Raw genomic sequence first — 25,044 nt, 5'->3', positions numbered from 1 at the left:
GCGGCGTTGATCGCCGCCACCCCTGCGTCGATCGACGTCACGGAGCTTTCGACATTTTCGCCATGATGGCGAGGTGAGATTTTCGCGGCTGGTCGTGCCCCTGCTCAGCATGTGGCTGTTCGGCAACCTCTACGAGCAGATCGTGTGGATTCCGCAGCTGCTGGCGAACCCGCGGCCGGGCTCGCTCGTGGGCGTGTTCGCGGCGGGCAGCCCGATCTACTACTACCTGCCGTGGGGACCGCTCGGCGTGGTGCTGGCCGTGGTCACGCGTGCCCCGTGGCCGGCGCTGAGCTGCCTCGCGCTCTCGGTCGCGATGAAAGTCCTGCTGATCACACAGGTCAACCCGGTGTTCCGCGACCCGGCCGTCTCCCCCGACGTCGTCCACGGGCACGCCGTGCTCTGGGCGTTCGGCAACGGCGTCGTCGTCCTCGCCGTCACCGCCGCGATCCTGCTGGTGCAGCGGGCGCAGCGCAGCCCGGCGGTGAGGCGCCCAGCGTGACCGCCTGGCCGGCGCCGTGTCATCGGCCTTCACCCGCTCGCCGGTGGTGCTGCGACGGGCCGAGCTCGACGCGTGAGGTGCTCCGCGGTGCGCAGGGCCAGCGCCGCCATCGTCAGCGACGGGTTGGACGTGCCGAGCGACGGCATGCTGCCGCAGCCCACCGCGTACAGGTTCGGGTGGTCCCAGCAGCGCTGCCACTGGTCGACCACGGAGTCACGCGGTGAGGTGCCCATGACGTGCGTGCCGCCGCCGTGCCCGGCGCCCCAGTACCGCAGCGGTTCGCCGGCGTGCTCGAAGTAGCGTTCCTCGTCGGGTTTGTACGACGTGTAGTCGTCGGCGCCGAGCAGCTCGAAGATCCGGTCCGAGACCCGTTTCGCGGCCAGCAGGCCGTCCTTCACGTAGTCCGAGAGTCCGTAGTGGATCGACGGGCGCGGGTTGCCCAGCGGGTCCACGTCGGTTCCGAGCGTCACGCGGTTCGCCGGGTCGGCCTCCTGCTCGATCTCGAACTGGAGCGTGAACTGCCGGCTCACGCGGTCCGCCACCGCCTCCCGCAACGCCTGGCCGCGCAGCCCCGCCGCCACGAACTCGGCGGTGTCGGAGTCGGGGCTGCCGACCGACCAGCCCCAGCCCCAGTTGCCGATCTCGATGCGGAACGGTGCCCGCACGGCGCGTTGGGGGCCGCTGCGGAACGCCTCGATGCCCGTCGTCGAACCGGGCCCGCGGAACGGGCCGATCGCCTGCGGCATCAGCGCCCACGTCAGCAGGACGGGGTGGTCCATCAGGTTGCGGCCGACCTGGTCGCTGCTGTTCGCGAGCCCGGACATGAGCAGCAGCTTGGCGTTCTCGATCGCGTGCGCGGCCAGGACGACCACGTCGGCCTCCACCGCGTGCCGCGTGTGCCTGCCGGACGTGTCGTCCTCGTAGCGCTGGTAGCTGACCTTGGTGATGCGCCCGGACTCATCGGCGTGCACCCGGTTCACCACGCAGCGCGTGCGCAGTTCGACGCTCGCGGACCACTGCTTCTGCGTCCGGTGCGGCGTGTACTTGGCGTTCTCCGGGCAGATCGGCACGCAGCTGGCGAAGCCGGAGCACCGGTGCCCGTCCGGCAGGTACCCCTCCACGGGAACCCCGTTGCGCGCCTGCGGTGTGCCGACGACGAGCAGCTCCCTGCCGTCGACGCGGACACCGTCCACAACGGACGCGACGGCGTGGTCGAGGTACGTGCGGGGCAAGGCGTGCATGGGATAGCGGTAGCCGTCCGCGACGGGCAGGTGCTGCCGTTGCTCGTCGGCGTCGGCCGCGATCCCGATCTCCCACTCCGCCGCGCGGTAGTGCGGTTCCAGCTCGGCGTAGCTCAGCGGCCAGTCGCGGCCGCGCCCGAACTCGGCGGCGTGGAAGTCGTCGGGGTGCATGCGGGGCGTGATGCCGGTCCAGGCGGTGCCGGTGCCGCCGTTCATGCGCAGGTACGGGCTGGAGTAGTCGAACGGCCCGGTGTTGATCAGGTAGTCGCTGGACGGCGCGGCGGCGGTCCTGCGGTAGGGCTTGAGCGGCGACTTGACCAGCGCCATGCGGTACCGGCCGACCGCGTCCTGGTTCACCTCCGTGCCCGCCTCCAGCACGAGCACGCGGAACCCGTTGTCCCCCAGCACTTTCGCGACGAGCGAGCCGGCGAACCCCGCGCCGACGACCACGGCCCTCACCGGGCGCTTCTTCGGGGTCTCTGCTCCCAGCTGCCGAACCCGGGGCCGCGCGTGCCCGGCGCGGCGACGCCGGCCGCCTTCCACGCCAGGCCCTCGGCGTAGGCGCGCTCGCCCGGGATCGCCCCGCGCCAGACACCGGTGTACCAGAGCCGGATGATCTCGTGCTCCGGCGCGCCGTCGGCCAGCGCGCGGTACTGCTCGACCAGTCCGGTCGACCTCAGCTCCTCCGCCGAGAACCCGGTCAGCTCGGCGGACAACTCCACGAAGGCGTCCATCCGGCCATCCTCTGCGGAGGAACCGTGTTGCGCCAAACAACCCGGGCAATGCTCACCCGCGTGGCGCAACCTCCATCTCGCCGAGCGACGACCAGTCGTCCTGGTCCACGGACTGGCTGACGATGCGCGGAGTCTCCGCGAGGTACCGCGGGAGTTCCTTCTGTGCGTTCTTGAAGTGGTCGGACTGGACGTGCGCCCCACCGGCGTCACCGTCGCGGAACGCCTCGACCAGCACGTACTCGTTCGCGTCGTCGAGGCTGCGCGACCAGTCGAACCACAGGCAGCCGGGTTCGGCGCGGGTGGCCTCGGTGAAGCTCCTGCTGATCTCGGGCCACGCCTCGGCGTGCTCGGGCAGGACGCGGAACTTGGCGGTGATGAAGATCAAGACGGCCTCCTTCGGCTGAACGCCCTCGACCCTAGTGGTGTGGCGCGTCCTCGCCCGCGCGGCGTTGACCCCATCGAGTTGCTCCCCCTGCGGGGTGATCCACCCTGCGCGATCATCCCCGAGTGCCCGAGATGATCGACACCCGCAGGCGGAACCTGGTCGTCGCGGCCGTCCTCCTCGCCATGCTGCTGGCCGCCCTCGACCAGACCATCGTGTCCACCGCGCTGCCCACGATGGTGGCCGACCTGGGCGGCGGGGCGCACCTGTCGTGGGTGGTGACGTCGTACCTGCTCGCCGAGACGATCATGACGGTGCTGATCGGCAAGTTCGGCGACCTCTACGGCCGCAAGAAGACCTTCCTCGTCAGCGTCGCGTTGTTCCTGATCGGGTCGTTCTTCGCGGGCTGGTCGGAGTCGATGGGCATGCTCATCGCGTTCCGCGCCGTGCAGGGCCTGGGCGCGGGCGGGCTGATGGTCACCTCGACGGCGATCATCGCGGACGTCGTGCCGCTCAAGGAACGCGGCAAGTTCCAGGGCCTCGCGGGCGCGGTGTTCGGCGTCGCGACGGTGGCCGGGCCGTTGCTCGGCGGGCTGTTCGTCGACCACCTGAGCTGGCGCTGGGCGTTCTACGTGAACATCCCGCTGGGTATCGCGGTCGTGCTGGTGGCCATAGCCGCGCTGCCGACCATCAGGACCGAGGGCCGTCCGAAGATCGACTACGCCGGCATCGCCCTGATCGCCCTGGCCGCGACCGGGCTGACGCTCGTCACGAGCTGGGGCGGCACCGAGTACGCGTGGACGTCGCCGACGATCCTGGGGATGGCCGCCGGCTCGGTCGTGCTGCTGGTCGCGTTCGTGCTGGTGGAACAGCGCGCGGCCGAGCCGATGCTGCCGATGAGGTTGTTCCGCAGCCGGGTGTTCACGGTGTCGGGCATCCTGAGCTTCGTCGTCGGGTTCGCGATGCTCGGCGGCATCACGTACCTGCCGATCTACCTGCAGTACGTGCGCGGCGAGTCGGCCACGGCGTCCGGGCTGTGGATGCTGCCGCTGATCGCCGGGCTGATGGCCACCGCGCTGCTCACCGGCAACACGATCAGCCGCACCGGGAAGTACCGGATCTTCCCGCTGGTCGGTTCGGTCGGGCTCGCCGTCGGCCTGTTCCTGCTGTCCCTGCTGGACGCGTCGACCAGCTACTGGGAGATGGGCGCGTTCATGGTGGTGCTGGGCGCGGGCATCGGCCTGGTGATGCAGGTGCCGGTGATCGTCGTGCAGAGCACCACGAACTACGCCGACCTCGGCGTCGCCACGTCCGGCATCAGCTTCCTGCGCACGATGGGCAGCTCGTTCGGCGTCGCGATGTTCGGCACGATCTACGCGAACCAGCTGCCGAAGCACCTGGTGGTCCCGCCCGGTGTCGACCCGCGTGCCATCGCGAGCCCCGCCGCCGTCCACGCGCTGCCCGACGCGCTGAGGGCGCCGATCGTCGCCGGGTACGCCGAGACCGTGCAGACGATGTTCCTGATCGCCGCGCCGATCGGGCTCGTGGCGCTGGCCGTCGCGTTCTTCCTGCCGCAGGTGCAGCTGCGCGACACGTCCCGTGCCGCCGCGGCCGGCAACAGCGGCGTGGGCGAGAGCTTCGCCGCGCCGCCGTCGAACTCCTACGACGAACTGCGCAAGCTGGTCTCGACGGTCGTCGCGAGGTCCGGCGAGGACCCCGGCCTGGCCGTGCTGCGGCGTTCCGGCGTAGACCTGCCGCTGGAGCAGGCGTGGCTGCTCGGCCGCGTGTACCGGGCGTCGACGGACGACGGGGTGGCCACGCTCGCCGAGATCGCGGAGATGACGAAGGTGCCCGGCGGCATCTTCGAACCGACCGCGCAGGCCCTCGTGCGGTCGGGACACCTCGCGTTCGGCGACGACGGCTACCGGTTCACCGGCCAGGGCGCGGAGGTCTTCACCCAGCTCGTGCGGGCGTGGCGGCGCTGGCTGCTCGACCAGCTGCAGGACTGGCACGAGCCGGACCAGCGCGACTTCGCGCGGGCGGTCGACTCGTTCACCGACGAGCTGATCGAGAGCGGCCGGCAGCTGAGCCGCGTCTAGCTCCGGGTGAGCAGGGCCGCGGCCCGCGTGTCACGGCCCTGCTCCAAGCCCGGCCCCACCGTTCCGGCCGCCACCATCGGCGCAGCGGAAGATCACCCGAGCGGACCAGGGCGGACACGTTCCTCCACATGCGACCCTGAAGTCGTGAGCACCACGCGAATCGGGTCGTTCAACGTGGAGAACATGTTCGAGCGCCCCAAGGTCATGGGCCGCAACGCCACCAAGCACGCGGCCCCGATCCTGGCCGCCCACGCCCGTTTCAACGAACTCATCGCCGCCGAGACGTACACGCCAGAAGTCAAGGAAGAGCTCAAGGAACACCTGGCGACGCTCGAGTTGCTCAGGAGCGACCGGAGCAAGTACGCGATCCTGCGGCGCATCCGCGGCCGGTTCCTCGCGCGCCACCGCACGGGCGAAACCTCAGTCGTGGCAAGCGGTCGCGAGTCCTGGGTCGGCTGGGTGGAGCTCACCACCGAACCCATCAGCGAGCTCGCCACGCGCCACACCGCACAGGTGATGCGCGACGTCGGCGCCCACGTGCTCGGCGTGGTCGAGGCCGAGTCGCGCGAACTGCTGCACATGTTCTCCGCCTCGATGCTCAAGCACGTCGGCTGGACCCCGTACGAGGAGGTCCACCTCATCGACGGCAACGACGAACGCGGCATCAACGTCGGACTGCTGACGCGGGACGACCACCAGGTCATCACGATCCGCACGCACGTGTACGCGAAGGACAGCTCGGGTGTCGTGTTCTCCCGCGACTGCGCCGAGTACCACGTCCGCACCCCCACCGGCCCCGAGGTCGTCGTGCTCGTGAACCACCTGAAGTCCAAGGGGTACGGCGCTCCCGGCGACCCGATCGGCGCCCGCCGCCGGTTCCGCCAGGCGGTCCGCATCGCCCGCATCGTGAACCGGCTGCGCGACGAGGGCCACGAGCACATCGCCGTCGTCGGCGACCTCAACGACACCGCGGACAGCGAGTGCCTCCGCCCGCTCTTCCAGCGCACCGGCCTGCGGGACATCAGCGAGCACGAGAACTTCGACTGGGACCACCGGCTCGGCACCTACCGCGGTGTCAACGAGAAGGGCAAGATCGACTACGTCTTGCTCACCCCGGAACTGTTCGCGAAGGCGACGGGCGGCGGCGTCTTCCGCAAGGGCGTGTGGCGCGGCCCGCGGACGAAGAACCGTTGGGACGTCTACGAAACCATGACGAACGAGGTGCACGCGGCCAGCGACCACGCCGCGATCTACGCCGACATCGACTGGACGCTTTAGACCAGCTCGACCGTCACCTCGACGACGTCACCCGGACCGACGTCGTTCTTCTTGCGCACGGCGGCTTTGACGGGCAGCACGTAACAACCGGACTGCTTGTCCGGGAACACCGACGTCGACCACGTGCTCGCGCCCACTCCCGCGCGCACCTTGACCGCGCCGAAGCCGCGGCCGGGCGTGGCGATGTCGCGGATCTGGTCCGAGACGTCCTCGGGCAGCGTCACGAACGTCCAGGTCTCGGTGCGGCGGGCGTCCCAGATCCAGAGTTCCGCGTCGAAGACGAACATCGCGCCATTCTCACAGCAGGCGGCTCGCAGGGGCGCGCGGATGCGGAAGTGCGTGTCGAACGCCGCCGCGAGCCGCTCGCCCAGGCCGTGGGGAGCCCAAGCCGGGAGTCACGACACCTCACCGTGGACAAGCGCCGTCCGAGCGCGCCGGTTCTCCACCCGAGCAGCGCAGCCAGCGACAACGCGTTCGCCCGTTGGAGTGACGAACACCACCGACCATTTCGGTCGGTAAACCTACCGAATCGGTCGGTGAACGCCGTAAAGTCGGCCGCATGCCACGACAGCCCAGGACCGGGGTCGACGAGAGGATCCTCGACGCCGCCGCCGCGCTCTTCGCGCGGCACGGCTTCGAGCAGACCTCGCTGAAGTCGCTCGCGGACGCCGTCGGCCTGTCCAAGGCCGGTCTGCTGCACCACTTCCCGAGCAAGGACGCCCTCTTCGAAGCGGCGTGGGAACAGAGCCACGTCATCACCCGGCACGTCCTCGAACTGGTCTCGCCGCTGCCCGCCGGGCCGCAGCGGGACCGGCGGTCGCTCGAACTGCTGACCGACTACGCGCTCGACCGGCCGGGCATCGTCGCGCTGCTGTTCCGGTCGATGACGGCGCCGGGTGAGGACCCGCAGCAGGCGCAGGACGAGCTGCTCCTCAACGAGATGTTCGTCATCGACCCGGTCACCGAAATGCCGCGCGCGATCCGGATCGTCGGCGCGCTGAGCGCCATGGCCGTGCTCACCCTTCTGGCCAACCAGCAGGGTGACAAGACGACGTGGCGCCCCTTGATCCTCGCTACCTGTTACGACGCACTCGGGCACCAGGAGGCCTGATCATCATGGCGAAACTGCTCTACAGACTGGGAATGGGCACCCACCGGCGCCGCCTTCCCGTCGTCCTGATCTGGCTGCTCGTGCTGATCGGTGCCGGTGCCGGCGCGTTCACGCTCGGCGGTGAGACGTCGAACTCGATGTCCATCCCCGGGCAGGAGTCGACGACCGCGCTCGAGCGCATCCAGAAGACGTTCGGCTCCGGCGAGACCGCGACCGCCAGGGTCGTCGTGCAGGCTCCGGCCGGCGAGAAGCTGCCGCAGCACGTCAAGACGATCACCGAGCTCGTGGCCGACGAGTCCGCGCTCCAGGGCGTGCGGTCGGCGACGAACCCGCTCGACCCGGCGGCGCCGAGCGTCAACCGCGACGTCAACGTCGGCTACAGCACCGTCACCTACGACGTGAAGCCCGGTGAGGTCACCGCCGAGCAGCGCGCCGAGCTGACCAAGGCCGTCGACAAGGCCCGCGCGGCCGGACTGACCGTCGAGGTCAGCGGCACCGCGATGCAGGACGTCCCGCACATCGGCGGCGCCACCGAGGCCATCGGTGTCGTGCTGGCGCTGGTCGTGCTCGCGCTGACCTACGGCTCGCTCGTGACGGCGGGCATGAACCTGCTCACCGCGGCCATCGGTGTCGGCATCGGCGCGCTCGGCATCACGATCGCCTCCGGTTTCATGGACCTGCAGTCGACCACGCCGATCCTCGCCTCGATGCTGGGACTCGCGGTCGGCATCGACTACGCGTTGTTCATCATCAACCGCTACCGCCAGGAACTGCGCCGCGGCTCGGACGTCGGCCACGCCGTCGCGACCGCCGTCGGCACCGCGGGTTCCGCGGTCGTCACCGCCGGCCTGACCGTGGTGATCGCGCTGGTGGGCCTCGCGATCGCGGGCATCCCGTTCCTCACGCAGATGGGTGTCTCGGCCGCCGCCACGATCGTCGTCGCGGTCCTGATCGCCATCACGCTGGTGCCCGCGGTGCTGAGCATGCTCGGCCGCCGCGTGCTGACCCGCAAGGAACGCGCCGCCGAAGCCTCCGAACCCAAGGACCGCGGTGTCATCCGCGGCTGGGCCGGTGCGATCACCCGCAACCGCGTCGTCGCGCTGCTGTTCTCGGTCGTCGCGCTCGGCATCGTCGCGATCCCGGTGGCGTCCATGGACACCACGCTGATCCAGAAGCCGCCGGCGAACTCGACGCAGGAGCGTGCCGACCAGATCCTCGCCCAGGGCTTCGGTGAGGGCTTCAACGGCCCGATCATCGTCCTGTTCGAGGGCGAGGGTGCCGCCGCGATCGCCACCAAGGCGTCCGAGCCGATCACGAAGCTGTCCGACGTCGCCCTGGTGACGCCGGCCCAGCCGAGCCAGGACGGCAGGTCCGCGCTCGTCACCGTGATCCCGAAGTCCGGCCCGGACACCGTGGAGACCGAGAAGCTCGTCGCCGACCTGCGCGCCGAACTGTCCGGAGTGGAGGGTGGCAAGGCGTACGTCACCGGCGCCACCGCGGTGAGCGTCGACGTGGCCACGTCCCTGGACGAGGCCCTGCCGATCTACCTCGCGGTCGTCGTCGGCCTCGCGCTCGTGCTGCTGATCCTGGTGTTCCGCTCGCTGCTCGTGCCGCTGGTCGGTGTGCTCGGCTTCCTGCTGACCATCGGCGCGTCGCTCGGCGCCACCGTCGCGGTGTTCCAGTGGGGCTGGCTGTCGGGCGCCGTCAACCTGGAGAGCACCGGCCCGCTGATCAGCCTCACGCCGATCCTGGTGATCGGCATCCTGTTCGGACTCGCCATGGACTACCAGATCTTCCTGGTGTCCCGGATGCACGAGGCGCACCACCGCGGTGCCAGGCCGATCGAGGCCATCACCACGGGCTTCCGCCAGGCGGCCCCGGTCGTCGTGGCCGCCGCGCTGATCATGTTCTCGGTGTTCGCGGGCTTCGTCCCCGCGGGCGAGGCGACCGTGAAGTCGATCGCCTTCGCCCTCGCGGTCGGCATCTTCGTGGACGCGTTCGTGGTCCGCATGGTGCTCGTGCCCGCAGCGCTCGCCCTGCTCGGTGAGCGGGCCTGGTGGCTGCCGAAGTTCCTGCGCTGCCTGCCGGAGCTCGACGTCGAGGGCACCGCGCTCGACGAGATCGAGAAGAAGGACAAGCCGGAGCCCGTCGCGGTCGGCTGATCGCGGAGACAGGTCCGTCATGCCCGTGATCACGGGCATGACGGACCTTCCGGCTCTCGGGGAGGCTCGGTCAGGCGACCTGTCCGGTGTGCGACACCGAGTTCACGGTCTCGGACGCGCTGCCGCCGGCGGCGAACTGACGCCGCACCCACCGGGCGACCGTGCGGGGCGGCGGTTCGACAGCCCCGCCCAGGTGCGCGACGACGGTCAGCTCGGCGCCGTCCTCGACGGCGATCGACCACCCGTTGCGCTCGGTCCACAGCAGAGCGACGTCGTGATCGGGATGATCGGTGAGCCTGCCGTCCACCGCGATGTACACGCGCAGCGGCTTCTCCCGATCGATGCAGGAGGACTCGCCGCTCAGACCGAGCTCCCGCGTCACCCTCAACGCGTAGTCCAGCTCCTGGGGAACCACGCCGTCACCACCCTTCGTCCACCGGGGCAACAACGCCGACTGCTTGACGCTGCGGCGCGGTTACCCCGGTGGACGGGCGGCAAACCTCAGGCGCTCCTCACGGACGTGCCGTGCGGCTGCACCCCGGCGAATCCCTACTCGCCGCCGAAGTCCTCGAACGCGTCGTCCATCATCTCGCCGACCACCATGCCGCCGACGACACCGGCGGCGCCGGCCGCGACGACCGTGCCCATGCCCATGCCGCCGCGTCCGTGGTGGCCGCCGTGGTGACCGTGCTGCTGACCGAACATGCCGCCACCACCGCGCTGCGCCACCTGAGCCAGCCATCCGTTGACGGACGACGCCCAGTCGGCCGACTGCGCCTCCTGGTGCGACAGCCGGAAGTGGCCGAACGCGTCACCACCCGACGAGAACATCCCGCCGCGCTTGTCCGCCTCCAAGATCACGAACAGCTCGTGCGGCGTCGCCACGAACGTCAGCTCGACCTGGCTCACCGCGCCCGCGAACTGGGCCGGCGGGAAGAACTCGATCTCCTGGTAGAAACCGAGCTCCTGCGGCACGCCGTGCAGACGACCGGCCTCGACGTCCGCGCTGCGGAACGAGAAACCGAGCTGTCCGAACGCGTTCAGCACCGCGTCCTGCGACGGCAGCGGGTGGACCAGCACGGGGTCGAGGTCGCCCTTGTCCGGCGCGCCCGCGATCACGAGCTCGGTCCGCACGCCCACGGTCATGCCGGGCAGCTGCCCGCCGCCGACCGCGGTGATCGGGGTCTCCCACGGGATCGGCAGCTGGAACGGGATCGCGACCAGCTGACCGGCCCCGACCCGCACGCCCTGCTGCACGACGACCCGCAGGAACTCCGACACGCCGCCGTACTCGTGGTCCCCGTGCTCGACCTCGACGCGGGTGACGAGCGACAGCACGACCTGGCCGATCTCGGCGTCCGCGCTGCCACCCTGGATGCGCACCTGCCCGGTGACGACCTGGCCGGGCGAGGCGTGCGGCGAGTCCAGCACGGTGTCGACCGACGGGCCACCGACGCCGAAGGCGCTGAGCATCCGCTTGAACATGGTGTGTTTCCTCCCTGGGAAACCCCGGTCAGCGGACGCTGACCGGACGGGTGTCGGTTTCATCCTCGAAGTCGCCGATCAGCTCCTCGAGGAGGTCTTCCAGTGCCGCGATACCGACGGTCGCGCCGTCCTGGACCAGCGCGAGCTGCGCCCGTGCGCCGCGCATCTCGGTCACGGCCTGGGCGACCGGCATCGACGCCGGCAGCGTCAGCACCGGGCCCATCAGCTCGCGGGCGGTCGGGTCCTCACCGCGGGCCGTGGCGCGCATGGCCTCGCGGATGTGCACGAGGCCGACGTGGTCGCCGCGCAGGTCGGTGACCGGGAACCGCGACCGTCCACACTGGAGGCTGCGCCGCTCGATCGCCCGCGCGGTGGTGTGCTCGGTGACCGACGACGCCTCCGCGATCGGGATCATGACCTCGCTCACGGTGGTGCGCTGGACCTGCAGCATCCTCGTCAGCATCCGTTGCTGGGCCTCGGGGATGAGGCCGTGCTCCGCGGACTGGCGCAGCAGCATCCGCAGGTCGTCCGGCCGGTGCGCCTGCGCCAGCTCGTCCTGCGGCTCGACCTTCATCAGGCGCAGCAGGGCGTTCGACACCGCGTTCAGTCCACTGAGGATCCAGCGGACCGAGCGGGCGAACGCGCGGAACGGCAGCGCCAGGATCAGCGCGGACCGCTCGGGGTGCGCGATGGCCCACGACTTCGGCGCCATCTCGCCGACGACCATGTGCAGGAACACCACCAGCACCAGGCTGATCGTGAACGCGATGCCGTAGGCGAACGCCTCCGGCAGGCCGGTCAGGCGCAGCGCCGGTTCGAGCAGGTCCGCGACGGCCGGTTTGGCCAGCGCGCCCAGGCCCAGGGTGCACAGCGTGATGCCGAGCTGGGCGCCCGCGAGCATCAGCGACAGCTCACGCACACCCGCCACGGCGGCACGCGCCGCGCGGGAGGTCTCGGCGGCCTGCTCGAGCCGGTGCCGCTTCGACGCGATCAACGCGAACTCGGCGGCCACGAAGAAGGCGTTCAACGCCAGCAGGACGACGGAAATGGCGATGCTCGTCATCGGGCCGCCTCCAGCACGGTGATCTCGACGGATTCCGGCACGTTGCGCGCCACCGCCGTCACCAGCAGCGTCACGCCGTCGAGCACGATCTCGTCGCCGACCTCCGGCACGCGGCCGAGCTGGTGCAGCACCAGGCCCGACACGGTGTCGTAGGCGTCGTCCTCGGGAAGCTCGACGCCGGTCACGTCCTCGACCTCGTCGAGCCGCATCCGGCCGGGCACCTGCCAGCGGTGCTCCCCGAGGGACGCGATCGTCTCCTCGACCAGGTCGTCCTCGTCGTGGATGTCGCCGACGAGCTCCTCGGCCAGGTCCTCCAGCGAGACCACGCCGGCGAACCCGCCGAACTCGTCGACCACGCAGGCGAGCTGGCGGCGTTCGGTCCGCAGCCTCTCCAGCACGGCGGGCAACGGCAGTGTCGCCGGGACCACGAGCGCGGGCGAGGCGATCTTCTCGATGGCCACCGAGGAACGGTCCTCCGGGGCCAGCGTCAGCACCTCGGCCAGGCCGACGACGCCACGCAGGTCGTCCAGGTCCTCGCCGACCACCGGGAAACGCGAGTTCCCGGTGTCCAGCAACGAGACCACGCGCGCGGCCGGTTCGTCGAACCGCACGGTGTGGACGTTCACGCGAGGAGTCATCGCCTGTTCGGCGACGAGCTCGCGGAAGCCGATGCCGTGGTCCAGCAGGCGCGTCAGCTCGGGGTCCAGGTGGCCCTGCTCCCCCGCGTCCTCCACGATCTGCCTGAAGTCCTCCGGCGTCGCGCCCTGCGGCAGCTCCTCGACGGGCTCGATGCCCACCGCGCGCAGCAACCGGTTCGCGGCCGCGTCGAACAACCTGATCACCGGTCCGGCGATCTTGAGGTAGACGAGCGTCGAGGAGCTCAGGGCGAGCGCCAGCTGTTCGGGCCGCGCGATCGCGAGGTTCTTCGGCAGCAGCTCACCGAGCACCATCTGCACGACGGTGGCGAAGGTCAGCGCGATCACCATGGAGCCGGGCACGCCCAGGCCGGTGCCGAGCAGCGGCTCGGCCACGTACCCCACGAGCAGCGCCGTCACCGTGATGCCGAACTGGGCACCGGACAGCATGAAGGAGAGCCTCTGCGTCACGCGGTAGGCACGCTCGGCGGCCTTGGAGCCGCCTTCGGCCAGCTGCTGCAGGCGACCGCGGTCGACCGCCATGTACGCGAACTCTTGAGCGACGAAATACCCCGTGGCCGCGGTGAGGGCCACGATGGCGAGCAAGCCGGACGCGATCAACAAGACGCACCCGGCCCAGTACTGCAGCCGTCTATGTCGGCTTCATCAGACATGTACCAACAGTAGCACGTAGCACTGTATGGTTTCGGGGACGGGAGGTCATCGCTTTGCCGGAAGCACTGCTCAAGATCGGCGAGCTCGCCGCCCGCGCCGGGGTGAGCATCCGCACCGTCGACTACTACACGACGCTGGGCCTGATCAGCCCCGCCCAGCGCACCGCGAGCAACTACCGCCTCTACCGCGGCGACGACGTGGAGCGCATCCACCTCGTACAACGCCTGGAGGTCCACGGTCTTCCCCTGGAGGACATCGCCCGCGCGTTCACGGCCGGCCCCGCCGACACCGCGGCCGTGCTCGGCCAGATCGACATGGACCTGCGCACGCTCCAGGAGGCCGCCGACGCCGCGTCCCCGGAGATGCACGGGCTGCTGACGGTGATCGCGAACAGGGTTCACTCGCTGATCACCATCGCGCTGCAGCTGCCTCCCGACCTGCCGATGTAGCCCCTGCACCGCCTCGAACGAGGTGTGGGTCCTGCGGCCGACCGGCTCCGTGGCCGCGGTGCTGCGGGATCCGGTCCCCGGCCAGGTCAAGTGGGTGCTCGCTCGCGCGGGCAGACCGCCCCGGGGGTTGCGCGCCGCCACCCCGGCCCGTACGACAGGAGGGTGACCCTCCGCAGCGCGCACTGGTACGCAGGTCAGGACCGCAACGCCTACATCCACCGCGCCTGGATGCGGCGCGGCACGCCGGACGACGCCTTCTCCCGACCGCAGATCGCCATCGCCAACAGCGCGTCCGACCTCACGCCGTGCAACGCGCACCTCGACGAGGTCGCGAAGTCCGTGTCGAACGGCGTGTACGAGGCGGGCGGCATCCCGCTCAACCTGCCCGTGGTGTCGCTGGGCGAGACCAACGTCCGCCCGACCGCGATGCTCTGGCGCAACATGGCCGCGATGGCCGCCGAGGAGATGCTGCGCGCCAACCCCGTCGACGGCGTGGTGCTGCTGGGCGGGTGCGACAAGACGATCCCGGCGCTGCTGATGGCCGCCGCGTCCGTCGACATCCCGGCGGTCGTGGTGCCGGGCGGGCCGATGCTGACCGGCACGTTCCGCGGTGTTCCCCTGGGCTGCGGCACGGACGTGTGGCGGCTGTCGGAAGAGGTGCGCGCGGGCACGTTGTCACAGGAAGCGTTCCTGCGCTCCGAGTCGGCGATGATCCGCAGCCGTGGCCACTGCAACACGATGGGCACCGCGTCGACGATGGCCTTGGTCGCCGAGGCGCTCGGCACCGTCGTCCCCGGTGTGGCGGGCACCCCGGCGCCGGACAGCAGGCTCCTGGAGGCGTCACACGGCACCGGCAGGCTCATCGTCGAGCTGGTCGAGAAGGACCGCAGGCCCAGCACATTCCTGTCGAAGGCGTCGTTCCACAACGCGATCGTGGCGCTGGCCGCGATCGGCGGTTCGACCAACGCCGTGGTGCACCTGCTCGCGATCGCCGGGCGGCTCGGCGTCGACCTGACGCTGGACGACTTCGACCGCATCGGCTCCGGCGTGCCGCTGCTGGTGGACCTGCAGCCCGCAGGCCGGTTCCTGATGGAGGACTTCCACCGCGCCGGCGGGCTCCTGGCCGTGCTGCGGGAAGTGCGCGACCTGCTCGACCCCGCCGGGCTCACCGTCACCGGCCGCCCGCTCGTCGACCACCTCGGCGACGCGCCGATCTGGGACCCCGAGGTGATCCGGGGCCGGGCGGAGCCGATCATCTCGGAAGGCGGGATCGCGGTGCTGCGCGGCAACTTGGCGCCATCAGGGGCTTTGATCAAACCGGCGGCCGCGTCGGCTCACCTGTTGCAGCACCGCGGCAGGGCCGTGGTGTTCGACAGCATCGAGGACTTCCACGCCCGCGTCGACGATCCCGCCCTCGACGTGGACGCCGACTCCGTGCTGGTGCTGCGCGGCTGCGGCCCGCGCGGCTATCCCGGCATGCCGGAGGTGTCGAACATGCCGTTGCCGAAGAAGCTGCTGGAACAGGGCGTGCGCGACATGGTCCGGATCTGCGACGGGCGCATGAGCGGCACCGCGTACGGCACGGTCGTCCTGCACGTGGCACCGGAGGCGGCAGCAGGTGGGCCGCTCGGCCTGGTGCGCACCGGCGACGTCATCGTGCTGGACGTGGAGAACCGCCGCATCGACGTCGAGGCACCGGATTTCCTGTCCCGCACGCCGACTGCCGCGACGACCGAGGCGTTCGCGGCACCGAAGCGCGGCTGGGAACGGCTCTACGTCGACCACGTCCTGGGGGCCGACACCGGAGCCGACCTGGACTTCCTGGTCGGCTCCAGCGGCAGCGAGGTCACCCGCGAATCGCACTAGTGGGCGTGCGAGTGCTCTTCCACGTGACCTGCGTCATGCACGTGCGTGTGTGAGTGCGTCTCACCGTCGTGCGTATGGGTGTGCTCGTGCTCGACGTGGTCGTGCGCGTGATCCCCGTGGGGATGCGTATGAGTCGTGTCACCGTGGCTGTGCTCGTGGGTGTGCACTCCGTTGGTCATGCCGCTGATGCTGGCACGTCCGTGAACTGTGTGCAGTCATGCAAGGTATTGCCTATTGCAAGTTCCTTGCTGTTAGCTGCACCCGGCAACACGGACCTCCGGGGAGGAAATGGATGCGCCGGACTGTTTTCGCGCTGGTGGCAGCGGCATTGGTGGCCTCGTGCTCCTCACCCGACGGCTCGACGACGGCATCGGCGACGTCCATCGTCATCGGGGCGGGCAGCGAGCCGGAGAACCTCAACCCCGTGCTCGGGTACGCGCCCGACGGCGCGGCGAAGATCTTCGACGGACTCGTGGCGCGGGACGCGTCGCTGGCCCTGAAGCCGGCGCTGGCCGCGGAACTGCCGACCGCCACGGCGGACGGCCTGACGTGGACCGCCAAGCTGCGCAAGGACATCACGTTCTCCGACGGCACTCCCCTGACCGCTGACGACGTCGTCTTCACCTACAAGTCCGTGCTGGACAAGAAGGTGAACTCCACGATCGCCTCCCGGTTCGACGCGCTGACCGACGTGGTGGCGAAGGACCCGGCCACGGTCGAGTTCACGCTTTCCCACGCCTACGCGCCGTTCGCGCAGCAACTCGCGCTCGGCATCGTGCCCGCCGCGAAGCTGACCGGCCAGGACCTCAACAGCGCGGCGTTCAACACCGCCCCGGTCGGCACCGGCCCGTACACGGTCGAGTCGTGGCGCAAGGGCGACCGGATGGTGTTGAAGGCCAACGAGAAGTACTGGGGCGGCGCGCCCGCGGTCAAGTCCGTGACCGTGGTCTTCGTACCCGACGACAACGCCCGCGCGACCCGCATGGCCGCCGGCGAGTTCGACGGCACGGTGCTGCCCCCCAAGCTCGCCCAGACCTACCGCGACAAGTCCGGCTACAAGATCGTGCGGAACCCGTCGGCGGACTACCGCGGTCTCGGCATCCCGTCCGAGCTGCCGTTCACGTCGTCGCCGCAGGTCCGGCGCGCGATCAACCTCGGCATCAACCGCCAGGCCATGATCGACGCCGTGCTGGCCGGCTCCGGCAAACCCGCGTCCACGCCGATCTCGCCGTACCTGAAGGACTGGTACGACGAGGGTTCCTCGTTCCGTTACGACGTCGCCGAGGCCGAGAAGCTGCTCGACGAGGCCGGCTGGCGCAAGGGCGCCGACGGCAAGCGCGCGAAGGACGGCCAGCCCGCGAAGCTGCCGGTGCTCTACCCCGCGCCGGACGTGCTGCGCAAGGAACTCGCCCTCGCCACCGCGTCCGACATCGCGAAGCTCGGCATCGACGCGCCCGTCGAGGCGACGACGTTCGAGATCATGCTGCAGCGCCGCAAGGAAGCGGCGGCGGTGTGGGGTGGCGGCGACCCGTACGATCCGGACACGGCCGCGTACACGTTGCTGCACTCGCGGTACGCGGGCCAGGACGGGTACGTCAACATGACGTTGTACAAGAACTCCACTGTGGACACCGCTCTCGACACCGCGCGCCGCAGCCTCGACCCGGCCGCGCGCAAGAAGGCCTACGACGAGTTCCAGAAGGCGTACGCGGCCGACCCGGGCTGGGCGTTCCTGGTGTTCCTCGACCACACCTACGTCCTGCGCGACAAGTGGAACGGCCAGGAGACCCAGGTCGAGCCGCACGACCACGGCCTCGTGCACGCGGTGTGGTGGAACCTCGAACGCTGGACGCCGAAGTCGTGACGCGGACCCGCACCCGCGGCACGGGCCGGTCGATCGGCCTGTTCGCCCTGCGGCGCCTGGCCTTCGCGGTCCCGGTGCTGCTCGTGGTCAGCTTCGCGCTGTTCGTGCTGGCCAAGGCCTCGCCGTTCGACCCGGTCGAGCGCTACTTCGGCGTCCGGATCATCGGCGCCTCACCGGAACGCGTGGCGCAGCTGCGCGCGAACTGGGGCGTCGACGAACCCGTCGTCTCGCAGTACTGGGCGTGGCTGCGGCACGCGGTCACCGGCGATCTCGGCGACTCGCTGTCGTTGCAGCAACCCGTGTCCGCCGTGATCGGCGACCGTCTCGGGTGGACGGTGCTGCTGGTGTCGGTCGGTTTCACGCTGGCGCTGGTGCTCGGGCTGCTACTGGGCACGCTCGCCGCGTGGCGGCAGGGGTCGTGGCTCGACCGGTCGATCACCGGCAGTTGCTACGCGCTGGAGGCGGCGCCGGTGTTCTGGCTCGGGCTCGCGGTGCTGTACGTCTTCGCGCTGCAGCTGCAATGGCTTCCCGGCGGCGGTGTCACCACGGGCTCCGACCCGGTGTCCGTCGGCGGGGTCGCGGTGCACATGGTGCTGCCGGTGGCGGTGCTGGCGATCTCGCAGGCGCCCTGGTTCGTGTTGTTCGTGCGGCAGAACCTCCTGGAGTCGTTCACGCAGGACCACGTGATCGGTGCGCGGGCGCGCGGGCTGCCGGACCACCTGGTGGTGTCGGGGCACGCGCTGCGCACCTCGCTGCTGCCGTTCCTGACCCTCCTCGGGGCCCGGCTGCCCGAGCTGATCACCGGGGCGTTGCTGGTGGAGACGGTGTTCTCGTGGCCGGGCATCGCGCGGGCGACGGTGGAGGCGGCGCTGAACGTCGACTTCGCGTTGCTGGGCGCGCTGACCGTGATGGCGACGGGCGTGGTGTTGCTGGGCAACCTGCTGGCCGACGTCCTGTACGCGCTGGCCGACCCGAGGGTGGCTCTCGATGGCTGACCTGCTCTGGCGTCCTGCCCCGCGCAGCCGCCTCACCGCCGCGTCGCCGCCGCGCTCGCCGAAGTGGCGGCTCCTGCCGTCCGCGCTCATCCTCGGCCTCGTCGCGGTCACCGTCCTGGTCGTGCCGCTGTTCGTGGAGCTCAACGAGCAGTACGTCGACCTCGCGATCGCGAACCAGCCGCCGTCCGCCGCGCACCTGTTCGGCACGGACGAACTGGGCCGCGACGTGTTGCTGCGCTGCGTCTACGCGCTGCGGGTGTCGCTGACCGTCGGTGTGGTGGCCGCCGTGATCTCGGCGATCGCCGGCACGGCGGTGGGCGCGCTGGCCGGGTCGATCGGCGGCTGGTTCGACCGGATCGTGATGCGCGTGGTCGACGCGATCGCGTCGGTGCCGCACCTGTTGCTGGGCATCGTGATCGTCGCGATCCTGCGGCCGAGCCTGAGCGCCGTGATCATCTCGATCGCCCTGACGCACTGGCTGACCGCCGCCAGGATCGTGCGCTCGGAGGTGCTGTCGCTGCGCACCAGGCCGTTCATCGACGCGGCGATCGTCGGCGGGGCGTCCAGGTTCCAGGTGCTGACCCGGCACCTGCTGCCGAACGTCGCCCCGCAGGTCCTGCTCGCGACCACGCTGATGGTGCCGCACGCGGTGTGGCACGAGACGGCGTTGTCGTTCCTGGGCCTCGGGTTGCCGCCGCACGCCGCCAGCATCGGCAACATGATCAACGACGCCCAGCGGTCGTTGCTGATCGGCGGCTGGTGGATGTCGCTGGCCCCCGGACTGCTGCTGATCATCACGACGCTGGCGGTGTCCGGGATCAGCGGCGTGTGGCGGGATCGGCTGAACCCCAAGCGGCGCACGGAGCTGACGTGGTGAACCTGGAGATCGACCGCGTGTCGGTGCGGTTCGCGCTCAAGGGCGCGACCGTCGAGGCGGTGAACGACGTGTCGCTGACGCTGCGGCCCGGCGAGTGCGTGGCGCTGGTCGGCGAGAGCGGCTGCGGCAAGACCGTGCTGGCGTCGGCGTTGCTCGGCTTCCTGCCGGGCAACGCGGAGACGAGCGGCAGTGCCCGGCTCGGGGACGTGGACCTGCTCGCGGCGAGCGACCACGAGCTCGCCACCACCGTCCGCGGCCGCCGGATCGGCCTCATCCCGCAGAGCCCGGCGAGCCACCTCACACCCGTCCGCACCGCCCGTTCCCAGCTCGAAGAGGCCGCGCGCGTCCTCGGCGGCGACGCGGAGAAGGCAGCCGAACGGGCCGGGCTGCTGCCCGAACACCTCGACCGCTACCCGCACGAGCTCTCCGGCGGCATGGCCCAGCGCGTCGCGAACGCGTTGGCGCTCGTCGGCAACCCTCCGCTGCTGATCGCCGACGAACCGACCACGGGCCTCGACCGCGACCTCGTCGACGGGCTGCTGGACGAGTTCCGCAGGCTGGTCGACGACGGGCACGCCGTCCTGCTGATCACGCACGACCTGGCGGCGGCGCACAAGGTCGCCGACCGGATCGCGGTGATGTACGCGGGCCGGATCGTGGAGGTCGGCCCGGCGCACGAGGTGCTGGACAACTCGAAGCACCCCTACGCCCGAGGCCTCGCCAACGCGCTGCCGGAACGGGACTTCCTCCCGATCCCCGGCCAGCCTCCCCTGCTCACCGACCTGCCCGCGGGCTGCGCGTTCGCCCCGCGCTGCGAGCAGGCCACCGAGATCTGCGAGGACCGTCCCGTGCTCACCGACGACCCGCACGCCGTCGCGTGCCACCGCCCGTGCTGACCGGGCTCGGCATCACCGCCGGGTACCGCGAGCCGGTGATCACCGACGTCAGCCTCACCGTCCACCCCGGACAGACCGTCGGGCTCGCGGGGCCGAGTGGGTCCGGCAAGTCCACTGTGGCCCGTGTACTCGCGTTGCTGCACAAGCCGTTCGCCGGCACCGTGGAGATCGACGGCGAGACGGTCACCGGGTACCGGTTCAAGGCGAGGCAGCGCACGAAGATCGGCGTGCTGTTCCAGCAGCCCAGGCTGTCGGTCGACCCGCGGTTCACCCTCCGCCAGGCGATCGCCGAGCCGGGTGCGGACCGCGTCGACGAGCTCGCCGAGAAGGTGATGCTCACCGGCGACCTGCTGGGCCGCCGTCCGCACGAGGTCAGCGACGGCCAGTTGCAGCGCGCCTGCCTCGCCCGCGCGCTGGCGTTGAACCCGCGCTACCTGATCTGCGACGAGATGACGACGATGCTCGACGCCTCGACGACGGCGGCGCTGGTCGGCGTGATCCGGGCCTACCAGCAGGAATCCGGTGCGGGGGTGCTCGCGATCTCGCACGACGCCACGCTGCTGGGGCGATGGGCGGACGAGACCGTCAGACTTTCAGCACCGCTTCCACGATGACGTTGTTCTCGTAGCTGCCCGCGACCCGGTCGAAGCCGCCGCCGCACGTCACGAGCCGCAGCTCGGACAGCGGCGTCGGCCCGTAGACCAGGGCCGTCGGAAACGCGGACTTCTCCGTCGTCCGGGTGCTGTTCACGACGAACGTCAGCTTGCTGCCGTCCTCGCGCTCGACCAGCACCTCGGCGCCGGGCCGCAGCTCGGGCAGCCGGAAGAACACGCCGGGCCCGGTCTTCGAGTCGACGTGCCCGGCGATCACGGCCGGACCGGCGTCCCCCGGCGCGACCCCCTTGGCGTACCACCCGGCCTTGTCCGAACGCGTCGGCGGTTCGAGCGCCCCGGCCGAGTCGACCTTCAGCGCTTCGAGCGTGGTGTCGACGCCGATCGACGGGATCAGCACCGTCACCGGCTCCGGCGCCTCGTCCGCGCCGGGCCCCTTGACCACGTAGATCAGCGTGACGAGGACCGCCACCCCCATCAGCAGCTTGCCCTTGGCCATGTCAGCCGAACCGGAACAACCGGCCGCGCACCGAGTACATCGCGACCCCCACGATCAGCATGATGACCAGCGCGGTGAGCCAGTCCCAGCCGCCCGCCATGCCGCCGAACCCGGTCTCCTGACCGCCGCTCGGCACGACCTCGGAACCCTTGGCGTCGGTCCGCAGCTCGATGCGCCGGGCGTTGACCAGCAGCGAGTAGACGCCACCGGCTTCGAGCGGGGCGTCCAGCGTGGTCGACTCCTTGCCGCGCTGCAGCACCTCCAGGGCGTCCGCACCGGGCTGCACCAGCACGTAGCCGGTCGTGGAGGTGGGCTGGACCCCGCGGTGCACCATCGTGCTGCCCCGCTGCAAGTCAGTGTCCGCGTCACCGGCGTTGATCACCCGGATCCGCGCCTGGCCGTTCGGCGGCTGGCTGATGTCGTCGTCCAGCACCTTCATCGAGGACGCGATGTCGACGACCGTGTACGCCTGCCCGGCGGCCGCCCGCACCGTCACCGACCTCAGCAGCGGACTCCCCGGCTCCGACATCCGGAACTCGACGACGTGCTCGCCCGGCTCGACGCGGCGGTAGTCCCAGAGGTCGGCGTAGTCGAGGGTGCCGAGCTTGACGCCGTCGAGCACGGCGTCGACGCGCGCCTGGTCCTTCGAGAAATGGCCGAGCCGGACGTACGTGCCCGTCGCCGCCTGCGCGGGCGAGGCCGTGAGCAGCATCAACAGCACGACAGCGAGTATTCGCACGCGGACCCCTCCCCTCACCGGACCTGTCAACGATAACGCGACTGATCAGCGTCCAGTGAGCTTCGTGCGGCCCCCTGCGTGCGACACCGCGGCAGCGGAGGCCTCGACGGCGAGCTTCGCCGCCTTCTCCGGACCATCCCCCCGCGTGAGAGCGAACGTCAGGGCCGCGACGAACGCGTCCCCGCCGCCGGTCGTGTCGACCACCTCGACGTCGCCCAGGGGCACCACCAGCTCACCGGAGTCCCACACGAACACGTTGCCCACACCGTCCACGGCGAACGCGACGAGTTCCTTCGGCATCAGCTCGCGCGCGGCGGCCACGGCGTCGTCCGCGGTCTTGATCTCGCGGCCGGTCAGCAGCTCGGCCTCCTGGTGATCGGCGCGCACGACGTCCGCGCACGCCAGCAGTTCGTCTCGCAGCCGTTCGGGCGCACCGTCGAGCACGACCCTCCCGGTGGCCGTCCGGGCGGCCCGCAAGGCCACCTTGGGCGGTTGCTGGAGCTGCACGACCACGGCGCCCGCCCGCGCGATGACGTCGAGCGGCAGGTCGTCCTCGCGCAGCAGCACTCCGTCCGGGAGGTCCTCCAGGTACCGCCAGCCGTCCGCCACGACGTCGACGATCAACCCGGTCGGACAGTCCGGCCGCACGACCACGGAACGGGTGGCGATGCCGTCCGCCCCGGCCCGCGCGATCAGCCGTGCGCCCACGTCGTCGTCCCCGACCACACCGACCAGCGCGACCGGCGCGCCCAGCTGGGCCAGGCCGGACGCGATGTTCGCGCCCTTCCCGCCCAGCACCTCCCGGCGTTCCCGCACGGCCGCCGTGCCTCCGGGACCCGGCACCTCGTCGACGACCAGCACCAGGTCCCGAGCGATCTGTCCCACCACCACGACTTCGTCCACGGCAGTGGGCTACCCAGGATCAACTCCGGGAGAACCGATCGGTGACGTCCTCTCCGTCCGGCAGCACGGCGAACAGGTCCACCGGCGTCCGCTGCGACACCATCTCGCTGCGATGCGCGCGCTTGAGCTTGTCGCGCGCAACGACGACCCGCTCGCCCGGCGCGGAAAGCACCAGGATCGGCACCGCGCCCTGCGCGACGTGCGCGCCGACCCGGTCTTCGCCGCCTCGCCCGAACTGGAGCACCTGCCCGTACCGCACGAGGTAGAGCAGGGTCGTCTCACCGCGCACTCGCTTGAGCTGCCGCACCTCCCCCGTCTCGTCGTCGCGGCCCCATGTGCCGTGCGACCTGGTCAGCCACCGGTACCCGGTCCACGGCAGCCCGTGCACGTCGGTCGCGAGCACGGTCCAGCCGGGCCGGAAGTACTTGGCCAGCCGCACCTTCACGGTCGTCGCGGCGAGGAACTCCGAGTTCTCCCGCCAGGTGCCGTCGAGCTCCAGCCGGTGCGCGATCCCCTGCACGGCCGGGTCCGGCACGGACCTGTCGTCCAGGCACACCAGACATCTCGTGCGCGCGCCGGCACCGCACGAGCGCGCGAGGCCGCACCACCCGCACTGCTGGATCTGCACGGACCCTCCGTCGTGCACCAGTTTCATCTGGTCCGCCACGACCTGCAGGCACGGCTCGCACAAAGCACACCACGCGACCTCGGTGACGTCCTTGCGCGGCAACCGGGTCATGCAGTTGATGCACTGCTTCACTTTTGCCCTCCCCTTGCGGGAAAGCCTATTCCAGCGCCCTTCGCAGGCGCGAGGAGACGAGAGCGTGACGAGGATCGGCGTCCGGGAGCAGCAGGTGCAGGCGTTCGAGCACCTCGGCGTCCTCACCGCTGTCCGCGAACGACAGCAGCGCGTCGAGATCTCCCCGTTCCAGCACGCCTTTGCGCACCGCGGCGGCGAGGTCGGCCCGCTCCTCGCGAACCACCGGCGCGTCCGAACGGGGTAGCAGGTCACCGCCGTAGTGCCGGGTCGCCCTGCCCGCGTCGCCGGACCGCAGAGCCGTCCGCACGTCCAGGAAGTCGCCGCGCACCACGGCATCGAGCCGGTACGGCCTCGTCAACAGGACACCACCGAGCTGCGCACGCAGCCTGTGCAGCTCCGCGCGGACCGTGGTCGGGTTCCCACGTTCACCATAGAGCAACAACGCGAGTTGTTCCGCCGTGAGTCCCTTGGGGTGCAGGGCGAGCGCCGTCAGGACCTCCGCGTTGCGCAACGTCAGCGCCAGCGGCCGTCCGTCGAGGTCGGCGTGCAGCCCGCCGAGGAAGTTCAGCGACAGCACGTGCCGGCGCGGCGCGAACTGCCGCAGGTGGTGCGTGGCGAGCCGGGCGGCCGCGGACACGAGCTGCGCGACGGCCGGGTGCATCGTCCTGAGCGGCCCGCTGACGTCGACGACCCCCAGCAGCACCCCCGTGTGGGGGTCGTGGATCGGGCTCGCCGCGCACGTCCAGCCGTGGTAGGTGCGCACGAGGTGTTCGCGCGAGTGGACGGTGACGGGCCGGCCGGTCACCAGCGCGGTGCCCATCGCGTTCGTGCCGATGACGTCCTCGCTCCAGCGCGACCCCTCGGTGAGGTGGACGCGTTCGGCGCGGTGCCGGGTCTGGTTGTCGCCCTCGCACCAGAGGATGTGGCCGCGGGTGTCGGTGACGATCATGATCGTGTCGTCCATCGACAGCGTGTCCGTGAGCAGCGGGACGGTCGCGGCCAGCGGGTGCGCTCCCCGCAGGTCGGCGACCTCGTCGCGCGCGTAGACCACCGGGGCCTCGTGCCGGTCCGGGTCGATGTGCGCGGCAAGGGAGCGCCGCCACGACTCGAAGATCACCGGACGCGCGGCACCCAGCTCGACTGGGTCCATCGGTCCAGGATGCAGGTCGCTGTGCCGCGGCTGCAAGCCTGCCACTGCTCCGATCGGATGCAACGTGCGTG

25 protein-coding genes are annotated in these 25,044 nt (G+C 70.7%); 12 read left to right on the top strand and 13 right to left on the bottom strand.

Annotated features, from left to right (window positions below; genetic code table 11):
- Positions 1-73 precede the first annotated feature (73 nt).
- Positions 74-499 carry a hypothetical protein gene (locus tag IEY88_RS01930; protein ID WP_189152796.1) on the top strand — a complete coding sequence of 142 codons (426 nt, stop codon included), beginning with the start codon at positions 74-76 and terminating at the stop codon, positions 497-499.
- Positions 500-528: 29 nt separating this feature from the next.
- On the opposite strand, the gene IEY88_RS01925 is transcribed toward IEY88_RS01930, so the two are convergent.
- Genes IEY88_RS01925 through IEY88_RS01915 form a run of 3 tightly spaced genes read right to left on the bottom strand, consistent with a single transcriptional unit; the run spans position 529 to position 2,859 of the window.
- Positions 529-2,199 (bottom strand): GMC family oxidoreductase, encoded by a 1,671-nt coding sequence (locus IEY88_RS01925; protein ID WP_189152795.1) that lies wholly within the window; start codon positions 2,197-2,199, stop codon positions 529-531.
- Positions 2,196-2,474 (bottom strand): hypothetical protein, encoded by a 279-nt coding sequence (locus IEY88_RS01920; protein ID WP_189152794.1) that lies wholly within the window; start codon positions 2,472-2,474, stop codon positions 2,196-2,198. The genes IEY88_RS01925 and IEY88_RS01920 overlap by 4 nt, the downstream gene beginning before the upstream one ends.
- 52 nt (positions 2,475-2,526) lie before the next feature.
- Complete coding sequence (locus IEY88_RS01915) at positions 2,527-2,859, bottom strand: putative quinol monooxygenase (protein WP_189152793.1); 333 nt, start codon at positions 2,857-2,859, stop codon at positions 2,527-2,529.
- 131 nt (positions 2,860-2,990) lie between these two features.
- Between IEY88_RS01915 and IEY88_RS01910 the strand changes: the two genes are divergently transcribed.
- Positions 2,991-4,955 (top strand): MDR family MFS transporter, encoded by a 1,965-nt coding sequence (locus tag IEY88_RS01910; RefSeq protein WP_189153493.1) that lies wholly within the window; start codon positions 2,991-2,993, stop codon positions 4,953-4,955.
- 144 nt (positions 4,956-5,099) lie between these two features.
- Positions 5,100-6,233 (top strand): endonuclease/exonuclease/phosphatase family protein, encoded by a 1,134-nt coding sequence (locus tag IEY88_RS01905; RefSeq protein ID WP_229693006.1) that lies wholly within the window; start codon positions 5,100-5,102, stop codon positions 6,231-6,233.
- Here IEY88_RS01905 and IEY88_RS01900 read toward each other — a convergent pair.
- Positions 6,230-6,520, bottom strand: a complete 291-nt coding sequence (locus tag IEY88_RS01900) for a DUF1905 domain-containing protein (protein WP_189152792.1) — start codon at positions 6,518-6,520, stop codon at positions 6,230-6,232. The genes IEY88_RS01905 and IEY88_RS01900 overlap by 4 nt on opposite strands.
- A gap of 272 nt (positions 6,521-6,792) precedes the next feature.
- Between IEY88_RS01900 and IEY88_RS01895 the strand changes: the two genes are divergently transcribed.
- The gene (locus IEY88_RS01895; RefSeq protein WP_189152791.1) at positions 6,793-7,344 is read left to right on the top strand and encodes a TetR/AcrR family transcriptional regulator; all 552 of its coding nucleotides are present in this window, start codon (positions 6,793-6,795) and stop codon (positions 7,342-7,344) included.
- A 5-nt stretch (positions 7,345-7,349) separates the two neighbouring features.
- Complete coding sequence (locus IEY88_RS01890; protein WP_189152790.1) at positions 7,350-9,506, top strand: MMPL family transporter; 2,157 nt, start codon at positions 7,350-7,352, stop codon at positions 9,504-9,506.
- 70 nt (positions 9,507-9,576) lie between these two features.
- Here IEY88_RS01890 and IEY88_RS01885 read toward each other — a convergent pair whose 3' ends face one another.
- From IEY88_RS01885 to IEY88_RS01870, 4 genes are all read right to left on the bottom strand, one after another.
- Positions 9,577-9,921, bottom strand: a complete 345-nt coding sequence (locus IEY88_RS01885; RefSeq protein ID WP_189152789.1) for a DUF6292 family protein — start codon at positions 9,919-9,921, stop codon at positions 9,577-9,579.
- A gap of 134 nt (positions 9,922-10,055) precedes the next feature.
- On the bottom strand, positions 10,056-10,991 hold the full coding sequence (locus tag IEY88_RS01880; RefSeq protein WP_189152788.1) for a sporulation protein: 936 nt from the start codon (positions 10,989-10,991) through the stop codon (positions 10,056-10,058).
- A gap of 28 nt (positions 10,992-11,019) precedes the next feature.
- Entirely contained in the window at positions 11,020-12,054 is a 1,035-nt protein-coding gene (locus tag IEY88_RS01875) for a hemolysin family protein (protein WP_189152787.1), read from the bottom strand.
- The gene (locus IEY88_RS01870) at positions 12,051-13,310 is read right to left on the bottom strand and encodes a hemolysin family protein (RefSeq protein WP_229693005.1); all 1,260 of its coding nucleotides are present in this window, start codon (positions 13,308-13,310) and stop codon (positions 12,051-12,053) included. The genes IEY88_RS01875 and IEY88_RS01870 overlap by 4 nt, the downstream gene beginning before the upstream one ends.
- A 107-nt stretch (positions 13,311-13,417) precedes the next feature.
- Here IEY88_RS01870 and IEY88_RS01865 point away from each other — a divergent pair, with 107 nt between their 5' ends.
- The 7 genes from IEY88_RS01865 to IEY88_RS01835 all read left to right on the top strand — a co-directional run bounded on the left by IEY88_RS01865 (position 13,418) and on the right by IEY88_RS01835 (position 20,925).
- On the top strand, positions 13,418-13,813 hold the full coding sequence (locus tag IEY88_RS01865; protein WP_189152785.1) for a MerR family transcriptional regulator: 396 nt from the start codon (positions 13,418-13,420) through the stop codon (positions 13,811-13,813).
- Between the two features lie 162 nt (positions 13,814-13,975).
- Positions 13,976-15,679: an IlvD/Edd family dehydratase gene (locus IEY88_RS01860; RefSeq protein WP_189152784.1), complete on the top strand. Its 1,704-nt coding sequence runs from the start codon at positions 13,976-13,978 to the stop codon at positions 15,677-15,679.
- A gap of 292 nt (positions 15,680-15,971) precedes the next feature.
- Positions 15,972-17,543 (top strand): ABC transporter substrate-binding protein, encoded by a 1,572-nt coding sequence (locus IEY88_RS01855; RefSeq protein ID WP_189152783.1) that lies wholly within the window; start codon positions 15,972-15,974, stop codon positions 17,541-17,543.
- On the top strand, positions 17,510-18,538 hold the full coding sequence (locus IEY88_RS01850) for an ABC transporter permease (protein ID WP_229693004.1): 1,029 nt from the start codon (positions 17,510-17,512) through the stop codon (positions 18,536-18,538). The genes IEY88_RS01855 and IEY88_RS01850 overlap by 34 nt, the downstream gene beginning before the upstream one ends.
- Positions 18,531-19,415, top strand: coding sequence for an ABC transporter permease (locus tag IEY88_RS01845; RefSeq protein ID WP_189152782.1), 885 nt, complete (start codon positions 18,531-18,533; stop codon positions 19,413-19,415). Before IEY88_RS01850 ends, IEY88_RS01845 begins: the two co-directional genes overlap by 8 nt.
- Positions 19,409-20,311 (top strand): ABC transporter ATP-binding protein, encoded by a 903-nt coding sequence (locus IEY88_RS01840; RefSeq protein WP_229693003.1) that lies wholly within the window; start codon positions 19,409-19,411, stop codon positions 20,309-20,311. Before IEY88_RS01845 ends, IEY88_RS01840 begins: the two co-directional genes overlap by 7 nt.
- Positions 20,293-20,925: an ABC transporter ATP-binding protein gene (locus IEY88_RS01835; RefSeq protein WP_229693002.1), complete on the top strand. Its 633-nt coding sequence runs from the start codon at positions 20,293-20,295 to the stop codon at positions 20,923-20,925. The genes IEY88_RS01840 and IEY88_RS01835 overlap by 19 nt, the downstream gene beginning before the upstream one ends.
- Here IEY88_RS01835 and IEY88_RS01830 read toward each other — a convergent pair.
- The 5 genes from IEY88_RS01830 to IEY88_RS01810 are packed head-to-tail and all read right to left on the bottom strand — an operon-like array spanning position 20,897 to position 24,973.
- On the bottom strand, positions 20,897-21,421 hold the full coding sequence (locus IEY88_RS01830) for a class F sortase (protein WP_189152780.1): 525 nt from the start codon (positions 21,419-21,421) through the stop codon (positions 20,897-20,899). The two genes, IEY88_RS01835 and IEY88_RS01830, sit on opposite strands and share 29 nt — an antisense overlap.
- 1 nt (position 21,422) lies before the next feature.
- The gene (locus IEY88_RS01825; RefSeq protein ID WP_189152779.1) at positions 21,423-22,160 is read right to left on the bottom strand and encodes a DUF4397 domain-containing protein; all 738 of its coding nucleotides are present in this window, start codon (positions 22,158-22,160) and stop codon (positions 21,423-21,425) included.
- 45 nt (positions 22,161-22,205) lie between these two features.
- Entirely contained in the window at positions 22,206-23,063 is an 858-nt protein-coding gene (locus IEY88_RS01820) for a PfkB family carbohydrate kinase (RefSeq protein WP_189152778.1), read from the bottom strand.
- A gap of 19 nt (positions 23,064-23,082) precedes the next feature.
- Positions 23,083-23,823, bottom strand: a complete 741-nt coding sequence (locus tag IEY88_RS01815; protein WP_189152777.1) for a hypothetical protein — start codon at positions 23,821-23,823, stop codon at positions 23,083-23,085.
- A gap of 25 nt (positions 23,824-23,848) precedes the next feature.
- Positions 23,849-24,973, bottom strand: a complete 1,125-nt coding sequence (locus tag IEY88_RS01810; RefSeq protein ID WP_189152776.1) for a GAF domain-containing protein — start codon at positions 24,971-24,973, stop codon at positions 23,849-23,851.
- Positions 24,974-25,044 lie beyond the last annotated feature (71 nt).

Source organism: Lentzea pudingi (assembly GCF_014646255.1).
GTDB lineage: Bacteria > Actinomycetota > Actinomycetes > Mycobacteriales > Pseudonocardiaceae > Lentzea > Lentzea pudingi.
This window is presented reverse-complemented; position numbering and strand designations above follow the sequence as displayed.

What these genes read in the sequence shown, in the direction of transcription:
- IEY88_RS01920 (WP_189152794.1), bottom strand. Translation starts at nt 2,474, where the DNA reads ATGGACGCCTTCGTGGAGTTGTCCGCCGAGCTGACCGGGTTCTCGGCG.
- IEY88_RS01910 (WP_189153493.1), top strand. Translation starts at nt 2,991, where the DNA reads ATGATCGACACCCGCAGGCGGAACCTGGTCGTCGCGGCCGTCCTCCTC.
- IEY88_RS01900 (WP_189152792.1), bottom strand. Translation starts at nt 6,520, where the DNA reads ATGTTCGTCTTCGACGCGGAACTCTGGATCTGGGACGCCCGCCGCACC.
- IEY88_RS01895 (WP_189152791.1), top strand. Translation starts at nt 6,793, where the DNA reads ATGCCACGACAGCCCAGGACCGGGGTCGACGAGAGGATCCTCGACGCC.
- IEY88_RS01890 (WP_189152790.1), top strand. Translation starts at nt 7,350, where the DNA reads ATGGCGAAACTGCTCTACAGACTGGGAATGGGCACCCACCGGCGCCGC.
- IEY88_RS01880 (WP_189152788.1), bottom strand. Translation starts at nt 10,991, where the DNA reads ATGTTCAAGCGGATGCTCAGCGCCTTCGGCGTCGGTGGCCCGTCGGTC.
- IEY88_RS01875 (WP_189152787.1), bottom strand. Translation starts at nt 12,054, where the DNA reads ATGACGAGCATCGCCATTTCCGTCGTCCTGCTGGCGTTGAACGCCTTC.
- IEY88_RS01855 (WP_189152783.1), top strand. Translation starts at nt 15,972, where the DNA reads ATGCGCCGGACTGTTTTCGCGCTGGTGGCAGCGGCATTGGTGGCCTCG.
- IEY88_RS01845 (WP_189152782.1), top strand. Translation starts at nt 18,531, where the DNA reads ATGGCTGACCTGCTCTGGCGTCCTGCCCCGCGCAGCCGCCTCACCGCC.
- IEY88_RS01830 (WP_189152780.1), bottom strand. Translation starts at nt 21,421, where the DNA reads ATGGCCAAGGGCAAGCTGCTGATGGGGGTGGCGGTCCTCGTCACGCTG.
- IEY88_RS01810 (WP_189152776.1), bottom strand. Translation starts at nt 24,973, where the DNA reads ATGGACCCAGTCGAGCTGGGTGCCGCGCGTCCGGTGATCTTCGAGTCG.